Here is a 15,844-nt window from a genome sequence, read left to right as displayed (position 1 = left end):
GTTCATATCAGTGCAACTAAGGCTCCACCGCAAAGCTTGGCGGAGCCAAGTTTTCTAATTTTTGCTACCCTTTGAAATCAATGGGGATCGTCATGGAGAAGCAAGGACCATCCGGATCGTTGCGGGCGACGATCGTCCCTTTATGCGCTTCAAACACAGCGCGGGCGATTGCCAGACCCAAACCATGCTTGCCGGATTTGCCTTTTCGGAAACGCTGAAACAGGTTGGGAAGTAACGCCTCCTCGATGGGGGGACCGTCGTTGGCGATGCTGATGACCGCATTTTGGCCAATCATTCTGCCGGTGATCATCAGGCGGCTTTTCGCATAGCGCAGCTGATTTTCCATGATGTTCACAAAGGCTGTGCTCAGCTGCTCTCCATCTGCCTCGACAATCAGCTCCGAGGGAAGGTTCAGCTCCCATTCGATATTTTGATTGAGGACAGAGAGCCTTTGCTTCAAGAGGTGCATCATTTCTGCCAAATCGACTTTATCGATCTGTACCATCTGCGAGAAAGACTCGATCTTCGTCAAGTACAAGAGCTGCCCCACGACCTTTTCCAGACGCTTGCTCTCTTCCATGATGATCGTAAGCCCCTTCTCAGCCTGAGGGCCTGTAAACACGCCTTCTAGCAGCCCTTGGGTGTAGCCTTGGATCGCCATGATCGGGGTTTTCAGCTCATGGGAAATATTTTGGATGAAATAGCCTTGGGACTCGTCGTACTCCTTCAATTGATTTTTCATCGAATCGAATGAACGAGCCAGCTGTCCGATCTCATCGCCACGGTCCATCGTGAGGGAGATATCAAACTGGCGGCGTGCGATCTTTTTGCACAGCTCTTCCAGACTTCGCAGCGGTTTGCTCAAATAGCCGCTGAACCAAATCGCCAACAACCAGCTGACCAACAGCAACAGGCTAAAGACCAGCAAGAACTGACGGGTCAGGATCGAGTTGATCTGGTTGAGCTCCTGTTCCTTGGAAAACAGCACCATGTAGTACGGGAAGCCGTGATAGTCCATCCGTTTGCTGACGAACAAATAGTTTTCATCGCCACGCTCCAACGTTCCGTGCTGCAGCTGGCTGTTCGGATGAGCAGCAGCCCGTGCGAACAGCTCCCGGCTGTCGCTGAAAGGAATCCGCTCCGTACTGCGGCTGCCCAGCTCTTTCCCGTTTTCGGCGTACACGATCATATCAAACGAGTACTCGTAGCGGGATAAAAGCAGCTGCAAAAAGTAGGGGGCTGCCGCGGGAACGGGAAGCAGCTCGTTGTTTTCATTGAAGGTAATATGCTCGGACAGCGTGTAAAACTCGTCCTCAAGCAGGGCGTAGGTATTGGAAACCAGGTATTGCTTCACCGCGAGCGGATAGCCTACGCCAAGTCCAATGCCCAGCACGCCGGTCAGGATCATGAACAAAATGAGAATCTGCCGGGAGAGCGGCAGGTCTTTCAGACGGAATTTCTTCATATACGCGTCATCCGATAGCCGAATCCATAGACCGTCTCCAGGGGGAATTTTGGCATTTTCTTCCGGATGCGTTTAACCAGATCGTCTACGGCACGGTCGGAGCCGATATAGTCCTCCCCCCAGATCGAGGTGAGGATCTGCTCGCGGTTCAGAGCCAGCCCCTGGTTGTGGAGCAGGTAGACGATCAGCTCGAATTCCTTGGTCGTCAGATCGATGAGTTCGTCGTTCTCTTTTACTTGGCGTCCTTTTTCTGAGATCATATAAGGACCCACATTTACCCAATCCTGAAAGGTCTGGGTCTGTGCAGCTGCACTTCCTGGCTTTTCATAGGTCCGCTGCAGCAGCTTTTTCGCACGGATCACCAGCTCCCGCGGGAGAAACGGCTTGGCTAAATAATCGTCGCTGCCCAGCTCGAGCCCGATAATTTTATCGACGTCCTGATCACGTGCTGAGATGAAGATGATCGGAACATTTGATTTCTCGCGGATCAGTCTGAGCAGCTCGTAGCCATCGATATCCGGCATCATAATATCCAAAATCCAGAGGTGGGGCTGCTGTGCCTCGTCGAGAAAGGGGAGCACTTCATTCCCGCTGGAAAACGCTTTGACTTGGAACCCTGCGCTGGCTAAATAGGATTGCAGCAAATCTAAGAGATTGGTTTCATCGTCCACCAGATAGACGAGGTAAGGGGTATTCATCATGTTCGCCCTCGCTTTGCATCTGTTATTGATAACTGTAAGTGTATTGTAGCATAGGAAAAATGGGGTTGTGTGGCAGTCCCGTAAGAGAATCGTGGAAAACGTGTGGAAGCAGGATTCGCTGTCGACCTCGCGAAACAATTAGGAAAGCTATCCCAGACATCTGGAAAGGAGCGACCACATGAAAAAGCGCATGCCAACGTCTCTCGTGCTGCTATCCCTACTCCTGCTCACGGCTTGTACCGGTCAACCCGTTGAAACACAACCCAAACCGGCTCCAGAGCCACCCGCTCCGACCGTCCAAACCCCTCCGCCAGTCGAACAGCCGCCGCAATACCCATATACGGCACCTCTCACAGGTCTTGGGAGCCAGGAGGACGTAAACAACAAAAGGCCGCTCATGGTGATGATCAACAACGCCCCTCCTGCCCGTCCGCAAAGCGGTATCAGCAAGGCAGACATCGTTTACGAAGTGCTGGCAGAAGGCGAAATGACTCGTTTTCTTTCCATTTTCCAAAGCCAGAAGCCCGAGGTGATCGGTCCCGTCAGAAGTATACGTCCCTATTTTATCCAAATCGGGATCGGTTTCGACGCGATGCTCGTCCACGCCGGAGGAAGTCAGGAGGCGCTGACCACGCTCGCACGCTCGGACTACAGCCACCTCGATGAGATCCAAAACAGCCGTTATTTCTGGAGAGAGAGCTTCCGCAAAGCTCCGCACAATCTGTACACCAAGCCAGAGCTGTTAGAGCAGGCCATGCAGGATAAAAATATGAGGACGACAGCAGAGCTTCCCCATTTTACGTTCCTGCCGCAGGATGCCGTCATTACAGAGGGCGAGCCTGCGACCAAGGTGGATTTGACCTTTCATTCCCTGAACAAAGCGGGCTTTGTCTATGACGAAAAGGAAAAGAAGTACATGCGATTTACAGCAGGCAAACCGCATGTGGATCTCATCGACAACAAGCAGATCGCGGTGACCAACCTGCTGGTGATTTCCACCAAGCACCGTGTGCTGGACAGCGAAGGCAGACGTCAAGTCGATGTCGTGGGACCAGGAGACGGTTATCTGCTCCAGCAAGGTAGGGCGAAAAAGATCAAATGGAAACGCTCGGGCGGCGTAATTCGCGCTTATGCAGATGCGGCTCTCACCGATGAGCTTCCTCTTTTGCCAGGGAATACCTGGGTAGAAATTTTGCCTACATCCCCCGGGCTGGCGCAATCCTTGAAGTTCCAGTAGGAAGATAAGGGTTGCAGACCACGCCGGTTTCTTCTAAGATAATGATAAAAAGGCTTTAGTGCTTAAAAATTGTAAAGTGGGAAACCGGAAACGGATCAGATAACGGGGTGAATAATATGCAATTGGAAAAACTGAAGGGCAAGGGTATTGAGCAGCTGTTTGAAGCGGTTTTGTCCTTGGAAACGATCGAAGAATGCTATCAATTTTTTGACGACCTTTGCACGGTAAACGAAATGCAGTCACTCGCTCAGCGTCTGGAAGTAGCTCGCATGCTGCGTAAAGGATTTACTTACAACCAGATCGAGGGAGAGACGGGTGCCAGCACTGCTACCATTTCCCGTGTGAAGCGCTGCTTGAACTACGGCAATGACGGGTATCAGATGGCGCTGGAGCGGATCGGCAAATAGAGTAGGAGGCAGGCATCGTTGATTGACTATCGTGGCTGGCGCCATACGTTTAAATTAGACCCGGACAAATCCATCGATGACGAAGCTTTGGAGGCGATCTGCGAGTCGGGCACAGATGGGATTATCGTCGGCGGCACGTACGGTGTCACCTTTGACAATACGCTCGAGCTCATGTCCCGCATTCGTCGCTACGCGGTTCCAGCTGTTCTGGAGATTTCCTCCCTCGATGCTGTTGTACCGGGCTTTGATTCGTATTTGATTCCGCTTGTCATCAATGCGGGTGACCCGGAGTGGATCTTTACGCCTCATGTGTCAGGTCTAAAAACGTACGGCTCCTACATTCATTGGGATGACATCATTACGGAGGGCTACCTGATCGCCAACCCGGATGCGGGTGTAGCCCAGCTGACGAAAGCGCGCTCCATCGAGAGTGCCGCAGAAGCCAAGGCTTATGCGCAGGTAGCGACGAAAATCTGCAGGCTTCCCATCGTGTACGTCGAGTATAGCGGCGCCTATGGAGATCCGGCGATTGTTCGAGCTTGCCGCGCAGGTGCCGATGAAGCGCACCTCTTCTATGGCGGAGGAATTCGCACACCGGAGCAAGCGGCTGAAATGGCTGCGATTGCGGATACGATCGTTGTCGGAAATGTGATTTATGATGATTTACAGGCAGCCTTAAGCACCGTCGCGGCGGTAAAAGGGTAGGGCCGTGAGTAGAGACCTTTTCGAGGGTCTCTTTTTTTGTACACTAAGAATTTATAAGATTCTTAGCCAGTATAAGGGCAACTAAGGCTCCACCGCAAAGCTTGGCGGAGCCAAGTTTTCTAATTTGCGGGGCGAAAAACGGGGGTCTTGCTGATAGGATTGGGGAAAGAGACACAATTGACTTTTTCCTTAGAAAAGGAGATCACAGATGAACACTGCCATCGAGCAAATTACGACGCTGCGAAAAGAAGGCAAGCTGGACGAAGCGATTGCCCTTGCCAAAGAGCTGATTCAGGCAGAGCCGGAAAACCCGGTCGCCCAGTATCAATGCGCCTGGTGCCACGATACTGCCGGGCTGGAGAAAGAAGCCGTTCCGTACTACGAAAAGGCGATGGAGCTGGGACTTTCCCCCGAGGACGATCTGGCAGGCGCCCTGCTAGGATTGGGCAGTACCTACCGCACACTGGGGCGCTATGAAGCGGCAGCAGAGACGCTAGCCAAAGGCATGCAGCAGTTCCCGGACGACCGCTCTTTTCCCGTATTTCTGTCCATGGCGTACTACAACCTCGGCAGGCATCACGAGGCGATGACATTGCTCTTGCAAAACCTTGCGGAGACGACGAGTGATCCGAGCCTTTTCGCCTACAAAAAAGCGCTGCTGTTCTACGCAAACGATCTCGATCAAACCTGGTAAGCAGGAGTTCGCACGCCCCCCGTTGTACATGTAAATCAGCGGGGGGTGCCTATGTACAAATTAATTTTGGTAGATGACGAAGAAGACGTGAGAGAAGGGGTCAGTCAGGAAATTGATTGGCACGAGCATGGTTTCGAGGTGCTGGCAAAAGCGGAGAATGGCAAAGAAGCGCTGGATCTGGTGGAGCGTCTGCGACCGGATGTGGTCGTGACTGATATCAAGATGCCGTTCATGGACGGTTTGCAGCTCGCCGAAGCCGTACGTCGACAGTTTCCCGCGACCCGCATTATCATTCTCACAGGCTTTGACGAGTTTGAATATGCTCAAAAGGCTGTCAAGCTCCACATTGACGAATACGTGCTCAAACCCTTTTCTGCAATCGAGCTGATCGATGCACTGCTGAAGGTGAAAAACCGGATGGACGAGGAAGCTGCCCACCGGGAAAACAATCAATTGCTGCGTGAGAGCTATCGAAAAAGCTTGCCGGTACTGCGGGAAGTTTTTTTGTCCTCCCTTTTGACCCGCCAGCTGACGAGGGAAGACATTTTCGCCAAAGCCAGTGAGTACAGTGTTCAGCTGCAAGGCAGTGAGTTTCTCGTGTCGGTCCTTTGCCTTGATCAGAAGAAAAAGGACGAGGAGCAGATTCTTTTGTTTGCCGTGAAAAATATTGCCCAGGAGCAGGTGAAACTGGGAGCCTATGCGTGCCTAGTCTTTTTGCACAACGATCTGGTCGTGCTCCTGCTGCGCAGGGAAACGGAAACGGAGCACCAACTGGAGCATCAGATGCAGATGCTGGCCGAAGAAATCCGGCGAACAGTCGAGAAGTATTTGAGCGTGACTGTAACGGTCGGGATCGGCACGGTGATCCGCGATGTGACGCAGCTCTCCTATTCCTACCAAGACGCTGCAGTGGCTCTCGACTACAAAGGCATCCTCGGAAACAACCGGCTGATTTTTATCGATGACGTGGAAAAGCAGCCGAGAGAAAGCGTACGATTCGATGAGCGCAAAGAGCACGACCTGGTCCGCTGCATTAAAATGGGAACGCTGCCAGAGCTGCATACCGTCGTAGACGAGCTGTTTTGCGAGGTCGAGGAAGGAAACATCTCTATTCAGGACTACCGTATCTATTTACTGGAAATGATCACCACGATTTTGAAAACAGCCCAGAGAGCGGAGCTGGATATGGATCAGCTTTTCGGTGGTCATTCGCATCTGCTTGCAGAGATCGCCACCTTTAACAATGTGCAGGAAGCCAAAAATCGGGTCATCGACATTTGTGAGAAAATCATGAGCAGCATCGCGAGCGGACGGCATCATACCTACAAGCGGCTCGTCGATCAGGCGATTGCCTATACCCATCGACATTTCCAATCCCCAGACATCTCCATCCACAAGGTGTGTGCGGATCTGCATATCAGTCCGGGCTACTTCAGCAGTATTTTCAAGCGGGAAACCAAAACGACGTTTGTGACCTATCTCTTGCAGCTGCGCATGGAAAAAGCAAAAGAGCTGCTGCGAACAACCGATTTGAAAACATTTGAGATCGCGGAGCAGGTCGGTTACAGCGACGCGAACTACTTCAGCTTTTGCTTTCGCAAGCACGTGGGCTTGTCCGCCAAAGAATATCGCAACAGCAGCGGCAAAGAGGAGTAGGCGATGAAAAAGCTCCTGTTTGGCGTGGTGGACGCGATCAAGGCCAAGAGCATTCAGTTTATCATTACCACCTCCTTTACGCTCGTCACGGTACTCGTCGTGCTGTTTGTGGGAGTGATGCTGTACAGCAAGTTCTCCGAGACCGCCGAGCAGAATGCGTTCCTCAATACCCAGCAAATTCTTGAGCAGGTCAAATACAATCTGGACAGTTACCTTAACGGGACGACGCAGATTTTTGAGCTGGTGGACGACAAGATCAGACGAAGCCAGAGCATCACCTCGGAAAAGCTGAACGAGCAGCTGGAGGCCATCGTGGAAACGCGGAAGGATATTGTTTCCATCGCCGTTTTCAGCCGAAAGGGAGAGCTTTTGATGGGGACGCCGTCAAAGCCGATGCGCAAAAACAGCAAGCTGACGGAGCAGAGCTGGTTTCAATCTGCCATCGATGATCCGAACAATCTGTCCTTTTCCTTGCCGCATATTCAAAATCTGTTCAAAGGCGAGTATACATGGGTCGTATCCATGAGTCGGGGAATCACGATCAAAGGAGATCGGGGAGATATTCCGGCAGTCCTTTTGGTCGATGTGAATTTCAAGGAAATCGACGAGCTTTGCCAGCGAGTCGGATTGGGCAAGCGAGGGTATGTCTACATCATCGATCTGGTGGGAAATATCGTCTACCATCCGCAGCAGCAGCTCATTTACGTGGGCCTCAAAAACGAAAACCGCTCGCTGCCGCTGAAGTATTCGTACGGCAGCTACGTGGACGAGGCAGAGGGAGACAAGCGCCTCATCACCATCAAGACAGTCGATCAGCTCGGCTGGAAGATCATCGGTGTATCCTACATGGATGAGATCGCCACCACGAAAAGCGAGATCAGCCGGTTTATTATTTGGCTGTTGATCTTTGTCATCGTGATGGTGCTGTTTGTGCTCTCCTACATCTCGGCAAAAATCTCAAAGCCGATCAAGATGCTCGAGCGATCGATGGAGCGGGTGGAGCAGGGAGATTTTACGGTCAATGAACCGATACGAGGGAGCCAGGAGGTCGAGCAGCTGTCTTTGCGCTTTCATCTGATGATGGCAAAGGTCAGAGAGCTGATGAGCCAAATCATCCAGGAGCAGGAGGCCAAGCGCAAGAGCGAGCTGGAAGTGCTCCAGGCGCAGATTCACCCGCATTTTCTCTACAATACGCTCAATTCTGTGGTGCGGATGGTCGGCATCGGGAAAAATGAAGACGTGATTACGACGATCACATCGCTGTCCAAGCTGTTCCGCATCAGCTTAAGCAGAGGGAAGAACATGATTACGGTTCAGGAAGAGCTGGAGCATGTCCGGCATTATCTGATCATTCAAAAAATGCGTTACAAGCAAAAGTTCGAGTACGAGATCGAAGCCGAGGACGCGGTGCTCGCCTGCAAAACGGTGAAGCTGCTGCTGCAGCCGATCGTGGAGAATGCGATCTACCACGGCATTGAGTACATGGCAGACCCGGGCGAGATCCACATATCCGCCTCGCTGTCCGAGGGAAAAGTCCTGCTTCAGGTAAGGGACAACGGCCTCGGGATGTCGCCAGCGGTGCGTGAGCAAGTCCTGACAGGCTCGTACAAGAGCGAAGGAGGCTCGGGCGTCGGTATTCATAACGTTCACGAGCGTATCCGTCTAACCTTTGGCGATGAGTACGGGCTGGAAATCGAGAGCGAGCTGGAGGTAGGGACCGTGGTCAAGGTGTGGATTCCCTGCTTCCAGGGCGACGGACAAGAGGGCTGAGCATATGGGATCAATGAGACGATACGCGTTATTCATCGTGGTGCTGCTGGTGGCGGTAGGGGTTCTGTACTCCTGTGAATCCCGACTGGACGACCCGCACCCGGACAAGAAAAAGACGATTGCCCTGATCGTGCGTATGAAGCATGGTGACTACTGGCGTACGGTGAAGCTGGGAGCGGAAATGGCGGCGAGGGAATACGACCTCAATCTCAACTTTTACGCGCCCGACTACGAAGAGGATTCGCAGAGCCAGATGGAGCTGGTCCAGCAGGCGACTCTCGACGGGTATGACGCGCTTGTGGTCGCGCCGAGCGAAGACCGTGTCCTGGAAGAGGCGATGAAGCTGAGCGGGGAGAGGGTCCCGATCCTCACACTCGATACCGAGGGCCAGGCGGAAAAGGTCAAAAGCTATATCGGGACGGACAACTACGATATGGGCAAAAAGGCAGCCGAAAAGATGATCCAGCTGATCGGAAAGAAAGGACAAATCGCTCTGCTCGGCACAAGCAGGAGTACAGCGAATGTCATGAGCAGAGAAGCAGGCGTCCGTGACGTCCTGCAGCAGGATCGGCAGGTAGAGCTCGTGCCTGTCGACTACGTCCAGCTGGACAAAAAGCTGGTAGGAGAGCTGACCCGCGAGCTGATTCACCACAATCCAGGTGTCCAAGGAATGATTGCGCTCGACGCCAATACAGCCATCGGAGCTGCGGAGGAAATCGAGAAAATGGGCATGCAGTCCGCAGTCAAAATCGTGGCGATCGACAGTCCGCCGGAGGTACTGGAGTATTTGCAGGAAGGCGTCATCTCCGCGACGATCATCCAGAAGCCGTTTTCGATGGGCTATCTCGGCATCAAATACGCGTTGGATGCGAGCGAGGGCAAGCAGGTGCCGGGAAGGGTAGACACCGGAACCAAGGTGATCGATCGGGAAAACATGTTTTGGTCGGAAAATCAGAAGCTGCTGTTCCCCTTCGTCAAATAACAAAGAAAAACTGATGAGAATTTTGATAAAAAAGCGTAGGATTTTCGATGGTAACCGCGATGGAAAACGCTTACATTTTTTATATATCAGATGTACACATAGGGGATAAAGGGGGAAGTTTTCATGAGAAAGCTAATGGCAACTACGCTGGTTGCAGCGGTCACTCTTTCGGTGGTCGGTTGTTCCCAATCTTCTGGAGGTTCGCAGCCCGCCGCATCAGGGGGTGGCAGCACGCCGGCACCAGCCGCAGCACCTGCGTCTTCCACGCCAGCACCAGCTCCTGCAGCAGCACCGGCAGCCAACCCGAAAATCGGTGTGGCGATCTACAAATTTGACGACACGTTCATGACAGGGGTACGCAACGCGATTTCCAAAGCGGCTGAAGGCAAGGCAGAGGTAGACATCGTTGACAGCCAAAATGCGCAGCCAACGCAAAATGACAAAGTGGATTTGTTCATCAACAAAAAAGTAAACGCTCTCGCCATCAACCCGGTTGACCGTACGGCGGCTGGTGTCATCATCGACAAAGCCAAGCAAGCGAACATCCCGGTCGTATTCTTCAACCGCGAGCCGATGCCAGAGGATATGCAGAAGTGGGACAAAGTCTACTACGTAGGCGCGAAAGCAGAAGAGTCCGGTACGATCTCCGGCCAGCTGCTCGTCGACTACTGGAAGGCTCATCCGGAAGCGGATAAAAACAAAGACGGCGTACTGCAGTACGTCATGCTCAAAGGCGAGCCGGGTCACCAGGACGCCGAGCTGCGCACGAAGTTCTCCGTAAAAGCCATCGAAGACGCTGGTATCAAGGTGGAAAAAGTCGCCGAGGATACAGCGATGTGGGATCGCGTAAAAGGACAGGAGAAAATGGCGGCATTCCTCGCTGCATCGGGCGACAAGATCGAAGCCGTGCTTGCCAACAACGATGACATGGCACTGGGTGCGATCGAAGCGTTGAAGGCAGCAGGTTACTTTACAAACGGAAAATACATGCCGGTCGTCGGGGTAGACGCGACAGCACCAGCGCTCAAAGAGCTGGAGTCTGGCACACTGCTCGGTACGGTGCTCAACGATGCAAACAACCAAGGAAAAGCGACGCTGAACATCGCGGCAGCTCTGGCAAAAGGAGAAACGCCAAACAAGGATACCACTGGCTTTGACATCACAGACGGCAAATATGTCTGGGTTCCTTATAAAAAAATCACGAAGGAAAACATGGCGGACGCGAAATAATAGCCTCTTGCTGGCAGCGGGCTGACAGGGGACGAGGAAAAGGCGAGGGAGTCGGTTGATGGAAGAATCGATCTGTCTCCCTTGCCTTTTTTCCTGCTTAGGTGGGGAACACACCAGACACATACTGGTGGGGAACACACCAGACACATACTGGTGGGAGACACTCCAGATTTAAACTGGTGGGGGACACACCAGACGCAGGCTTCATGACGAAGACTTTCACAGCGAGGAGGCATCGGCATGGCTCAAAACGCTTATTTGCTCGAGATGAAAAATATATCGAAAGAGTTCCCTGGCGTGAAGGCGCTCGACGACGTTACGCTGCGTGTACGGCCAGGAACGGTGCACGCCTTGATGGGGGAAAATGGGGCAGGCAAGTCAACCTTGATGAAATGCCTGTTTGGAATATACAAGCCGGACGGCGGCGAAATTGTACTGAACGGCGAGAGTGTGACACTGGGCAGCTCGAAGGATGCCTTGCTCCGGGGAATCTCCATGATCCATCAGGAGCTGCATCCCGTTCCCTTTCGAAATGTGATGGAGAATATCTGGCTCGGCCGGTTTCCAGTCAAAAAGCTTGGTCCTTTTCCGTTTGTGGATGAGAAAAAAATGGTGAACGACACGAAAAAGCTGTTTGAGGATCTGGGAATGGATTTGAACCCGCATGAAATCGTGCGCAACCTCTCCGTTTCCAAGGTGCAATCACTTGAAATCGCCAAGGCGGTCTCCTATCATTCCAAAGTCATCGTGATGGACGAACCTACGTCTTCCTTGACCGGAAACGAAGTGGAGCAGCTGTTCACCATCATCCATGAACTGAAGAGCAGGGGAGTCGCGATCATCTATATTTCTCACAAGATGGAGGAAATCCTGAGAATCTCCGATGACGTGACCATCATGCGCGACGGCAAGCTCATCGGGACGTGGCTCGCCTCGGAGCTGACGACCGATCTGATTATCTCCAGAATGGTAGGGCGCGATCTGACCCAGAGATACCCGCAGAAAAGCAATACGCCAGGGGATGTCGTGCTGAAGGTTGAGGGGTTGACGTCTGCTTTTGCAGAATCTTTCCAAAACGTTTCCTTCGAGCTGCGCAAAGGCGAGATTCTAGGGGTAGGGGGACTCGTGGGGGCGCAGCGGACAGAGTTGATCGAAGCGCTGTTCGGCTTGCGGTCCATCCGCTCGGGAAAGGTGCATCTGCATGGCAAAGAGGTGCGAATCAAGTCTCCGAAAGAAGCGAAGAAGCACAAAATGGCGCTCTTGACCGAGGAACGCAGGGTAACGGGGATCATTCCCGTCCTGCCTGTTCTGGAAAACACCGTGATTGCCAATCTGGCCAACTACCAGACCCGCTACCTGCTGCTCAACGAACGCAAGCGCCGGGAGGATGTCAGTCAAAACATCGACAAGCTGCGGGTGAAGACGCCTTCCATGAAGACCTTGATCAAAAACCTGTCGGGCGGCAACCAGCAAAAGGTACTGCTGGCGAGGTGGCTTTTGACTGAACCGGACATTTTGCTGCTCGATGAGCCTACACGAGGGGTAGACGTCGGAGCCAAGTACGAAATCTATTCCATCATTGCAGATCTTGCGAGGCAGGGGAAAAGCATTATCATGATTTCCTCTGAAATGCCCGAGCTGCTCGGGATGTCAGATCGCATCATGGTCATGTGCGATGGAAGACTCTCCGGTATCATTGCCGGTGCAGATGCGACAGAAGAAGAAATCATGCGACTGGCTACCATGCATTTGGGCTGACCAGGGAGGGAGGATCTCACATGAGCAGTTTGACTCAAAAGCGCATACAAGGCTTCGTAACGCAAAATGCCATCTACATCGTTCTGGTCGTGCTGATCGCCGGAATCGCTGTCTACGATACCAATTTCCTTTCGATTACGACACTTCGGGATATTTTGCTGCAATCGTCGACCCGGGCGATCATCGCTTTGGGAGCGGCATTCGTATTGATCACAGGCGGCACGGACCTTTCCGCAGGCCGCGTGGTGGGCTTGACAGCCGTCATTTCGGCCTCCATGCTGCAATCGCAGGATTACCCGCGTCGTTTTTTCCCTGATCTGCCGGATTTGCCGCTGCTGATTCCGATCTTGATCGCGATCGCAGCAGGCTTGCTCGTTGGGCTGATCAATGGGATCATTGTATCGCGTTTCAGTGTGCCGCCGTTTATTGCCACCTTGGGTACGATGGTCATCGTCTACGGCGTCAACTCGATTTACTTTGATATGGAACCCAACCAGTCGCAGCCAATTGGAGGACTGCGGCAGGACTTCGGGCATTTGGGGACAGGATTCATCGGCCCGAGTGGCCCCTATTCTGTCCCGTACATCGTCATTATCGCCATCGTGGTCGCCTTCTTCGTCTGGGTCGTTTTCAACAAGACGCGGCTCGGAAAGAACATGTACGCCATCGGAGGCAACATGCAGGCGGCGACAGTTTCCGGGATTAACGTTGCTTGGAACCTGATGATTATCTACGCAATTGCTGGCGGCCTCTACGGCCTGGGCGGTGTGCTGGAATCGGCGCGTACGGGCGGTGCGACCAACAACTACGGAAACATGTACGAGCTGGATGCCATCGCGGCGTGCGTCGTCGGCGGTGTCTCGACTTCGGGTGGGATTGGTACCGTGCCAGGTGTCTTGGCGGGTGTCCTGATCTTTGGCGTCATTAACTACGGGCTGACGTTTATCGGTGTGAATCCGTACTGGCAGCTGATTATTAAAGGATTGATTATTGTAGCGGCTGTTGCGTTTGACATCCGCAAATACTTGGCAAAGAAATAAGACGTATTTCCCCCGATTGCATTGGGAGTGTTTACAAAGTAATGAACAATTGGGTTTTCCAGGAACCGTGTAGAACTTTGCTATACGGTTTCTTTACGTTTGAGACGTGCCCAGAGGCATCTTCTAATTGGTGAAAGTCCGGTCGCGGGAGGGGAAAAGCCCCCGTGTAGCTAGGATACCTGCGTATGGCGAAATCTGTGCGCAGAAGCGTATCGAAAGAAGTACCAGTCAGAGACGGGTTGAGCATCATGTCAGGCGTAACATAAAGTGAATCCTGGCGCGTCGTCAAAAAGGCCGCGCAAGAGGGAAAAGTGGAAGCCGAATCTCGCTCATATTGATGAAGGCCAAGGAAGCTGTTTAGAGCTTGGAGCGACTGCGAAGAATCCTCAGGCGTAAGGGGATCGGCATGGGATGAAAGAAGATGCACTGAACTGGGGAGACCCTCCCATGCACGGTTTTTTTCAGAACCGTAAAGAGGCCCTCTATAAGCTAGCACGGTGAAATGAGTGGTCTGCAAGAAGGGAGACCGAGGGGCTCATAGTACCGAAGAACCGCTGGACAACACAACCTGCGGGAGGGAAGGAGCCCTGCTTTGTTCAAGTTTCTTGAGGAGGTAAGAGTCAGTGAATGCCAAAAGGCTAAGAAGCGTAGATTTCACGTACTGTATGACAAGGTCTACCGGTTAGACATCCTGTGGGAGGCATGACGGAGAGTACGAGCGAATAAGGGCTCGGCTGGGATTGACGGAGAGACGTTAGCGGACATTGGGAAGCGAGGCGAAGTGTTTTTCTTACACGAATGTCAACGACTTCTTAAGAAGGCAACTACCATCCGCAGCCCGTCAAGCGTCAATACATTCCGAAGAAGGATGGCAAGCAACTAAACCAGTGTGCTCCCGTTGCGTACAAAAAGACACTGGTTGCTTATGCTTTTTTATGTCTGTCTACTTGAAAGGGGTATGTGCATAAGTGCAGGTTTTTTGTTTCTGAGTTCTGCTAATAGGATAATTGGGATTAATTTCTAAAATTTAAAATAGACCCATTTTTTACTTTTTATGGTTATAATTAAAAAAAGTTTATTGGGAGGGTTAACATGAGAGCTTTTTATCTTATCTCTTTGTTATTAATAAGTGGGTGCAGTTCAGAGGTTGATAACAGCCAGTATAAAGAACAAATAAAGATCTTAGTTAATGAAGATGACTTAGTTGATTTCCAGAGCAGTTCAGCTGTGGCTGAATGGACGCCATCAACAAAAAAAGAAATTGATGAAATTTTTGATGATCTACTTCCTACAATTAAAATTTCTGGTGAAATTCAAGAGTATGATCCCTATAAAACAAAGAATCTTATAGGTTCTTATGATCATGCAACAATTATCGTTCCACTTGAAAAGATGGATACATCACAAAACAACAATCTGATTATTGAAATTAATAAGAAATACTACTCAGCTTCAGGTGATTCCGAAATTATTGAAAAAATAATTGAGCTTTCAAAAAAATTCAAATGAATATATTTCCAATTATATTCATTTATGTTAGGATTACAAAATATTACATATTTTGTAAATGAAGGTATTAAATTGAAGAAAATTGTTGTTACTCTATCTCTACTCACAGCTCTGACATCAATATCAAGCATTGCCTATGCAGATCTTCACGGAAGGGATGCATTGTGGTTAGGGGGGTTTTCAGAAAATGTACTAGAAGATTTTGATTATTGGGAGAGTTCTACGATCGATACATACAACCTTGATGACGAGACTGCAAATGCAAGATTAGTTTTTGAAAATCAAGTGAATAATGAAATCGGTTCTGACTTTAACTTTTGGAGAGTAAATTCTTCAGGTGACGCAGAGTTGAGATATTATGCTAACGACTATACCGATGATTGGTATGGATTAATGACGCCATATAAAATTAACTCAAGTGATAATTATGTAGAGGCCCAATTTGGAGATCAGTGGGATAGGGCAAAGATTCAATTAAATTATGAATTAATGGACAACGATGGTATGACTGCTGCTAATAGAGATTGGACAGTTTTACATGAGACCGGGCACGTTTTCTCTTTAAAGCACAACCCCGAAGCTGATTCGGTCATGAGAACAGTTGAAACGAGTTTTTGGGGTAATCCAATATTCTTCGATTACGACGAGTTTACCCAACTCGATTTAGATAATCTGGACTATAGATATTAA

14 protein-coding genes are annotated in these 15,844 nt (G+C 51.1%); 12 read left to right on the top strand and 2 right to left on the bottom strand.

The genetic code is table 11. The annotated features are described in order from the left end of the window. Window positions 1-64: 64 nt before the first annotated feature. Together EDM59_RS19810 and EDM59_RS19805 are read right to left on the bottom strand one after the other, a co-directional pair. On the bottom strand, window positions 65-1,465 hold the full coding sequence (locus EDM59_RS19810; RefSeq protein ID WP_122925197.1) for a HAMP domain-containing sensor histidine kinase: 1,401 nt from the start codon (window positions 1,463-1,465) through the stop codon (window positions 65-67). After that, window positions 1,462-2,163 carry a response regulator transcription factor gene (locus EDM59_RS19805; protein ID WP_122925226.1) on the bottom strand — a complete coding sequence of 234 codons (702 nt, stop codon included), beginning with the start codon at window positions 2,161-2,163 and terminating at the stop codon, window positions 1,462-1,464. Before EDM59_RS19805 ends, EDM59_RS19810 begins: the two co-directional genes overlap by 4 nt. A 181-nt stretch (window positions 2,164-2,344) precedes the next feature. Here EDM59_RS19805 and EDM59_RS19800 point away from each other — a divergent pair, with 181 nt between their 5' ends. The 12 genes from EDM59_RS19800 (at window position 2,345) to EDM59_RS19740 (ending at window position 15,844) form a co-directional block, all read left to right on the top strand. After that, on the top strand, window positions 2,345-3,403 hold the full coding sequence (locus tag EDM59_RS19800) for a DUF3048 domain-containing protein (RefSeq protein WP_122925196.1): 1,059 nt from the start codon (window positions 2,345-2,347) through the stop codon (window positions 3,401-3,403). 116 nt (window positions 3,404-3,519) lie between these two features. Further along, window positions 3,520-3,810, top strand: a complete 291-nt coding sequence (locus tag EDM59_RS19795) for a YerC/YecD family TrpR-related protein (protein WP_092267381.1) — start codon at window positions 3,520-3,522, stop codon at window positions 3,808-3,810. An 18-nt stretch (window positions 3,811-3,828) separates the two neighbouring features. Then, complete coding sequence (gene pcrB, locus EDM59_RS19790) at window positions 3,829-4,515, top strand: heptaprenylglyceryl phosphate synthase (RefSeq protein WP_122925195.1); 687 nt, start codon at window positions 3,829-3,831, stop codon at window positions 4,513-4,515. A 208-nt stretch (window positions 4,516-4,723) separates the two neighbouring features. Next, a complete protein-coding gene (locus EDM59_RS19785; protein ID WP_122925194.1) occupies window positions 4,724-5,209 on the top strand; it encodes a tetratricopeptide repeat protein in 486 nt (161 codons plus the stop codon). A 51-nt stretch (window positions 5,210-5,260) separates the two neighbouring features. Continuing rightward, window positions 5,261-6,865 (top strand): response regulator, encoded by a 1,605-nt coding sequence (locus tag EDM59_RS19780; protein ID WP_122925193.1) that lies wholly within the window; start codon window positions 5,261-5,263, stop codon window positions 6,863-6,865. Window positions 6,866-6,868: 3 nt separating this feature from the next. Continuing rightward, window positions 6,869-8,635 carry a sensor histidine kinase gene (locus EDM59_RS19775; protein ID WP_122925192.1) on the top strand — a complete coding sequence of 589 codons (1,767 nt, stop codon included), beginning with the start codon at window positions 6,869-6,871 and terminating at the stop codon, window positions 8,633-8,635. A 4-nt stretch (window positions 8,636-8,639) separates the two neighbouring features. Then, on the top strand, window positions 8,640-9,617 hold the full coding sequence (locus EDM59_RS19770) for a substrate-binding domain-containing protein (protein ID WP_122925191.1): 978 nt from the start codon (window positions 8,640-8,642) through the stop codon (window positions 9,615-9,617). A gap of 123 nt (window positions 9,618-9,740) precedes the next feature. After that, a complete protein-coding gene (locus EDM59_RS19765; RefSeq protein ID WP_092267375.1) occupies window positions 9,741-10,847 on the top strand; it encodes a galactose ABC transporter substrate-binding protein in 1,107 nt (368 codons plus the stop codon). Window positions 10,848-11,087: 240 nt separating this feature from the next. Further along, the gene (locus EDM59_RS19760; protein WP_122925190.1) at window positions 11,088-12,605 is read left to right on the top strand and encodes a sugar ABC transporter ATP-binding protein; all 1,518 of its coding nucleotides are present in this window, start codon (window positions 11,088-11,090) and stop codon (window positions 12,603-12,605) included. Between the two features lie 20 nt (window positions 12,606-12,625). Next, on the top strand, window positions 12,626-13,645 hold the full coding sequence (gene mglC, locus EDM59_RS19755) for a galactose/methyl galactoside ABC transporter permease MglC (protein WP_092267373.1): 1,020 nt from the start codon (window positions 12,626-12,628) through the stop codon (window positions 13,643-13,645). Between the two features lie 1,092 nt (window positions 13,646-14,737). Continuing rightward, a complete protein-coding gene (locus EDM59_RS19745; protein WP_122925189.1) occupies window positions 14,738-15,154 on the top strand; it encodes a hypothetical protein in 417 nt (138 codons plus the stop codon). Between the two features lie 72 nt (window positions 15,155-15,226). Continuing rightward, window positions 15,227-15,844 carry a hypothetical protein gene (locus EDM59_RS19740; protein ID WP_122925188.1) on the top strand — a complete coding sequence of 206 codons (618 nt, stop codon included), beginning with the start codon at window positions 15,227-15,229 and terminating at the stop codon, window positions 15,842-15,844.

It is taken from the genome of Brevibacillus nitrificans (assembly GCF_003710965.1).
Lineage (GTDB): Bacteria > Bacillota > Bacilli > Brevibacillales > Brevibacillaceae > Brevibacillus > Brevibacillus centrosporus.
Note: the sequence above shows the minus strand (reverse complement) of the source record. Positions and strands in the feature narration are given on the sequence as shown.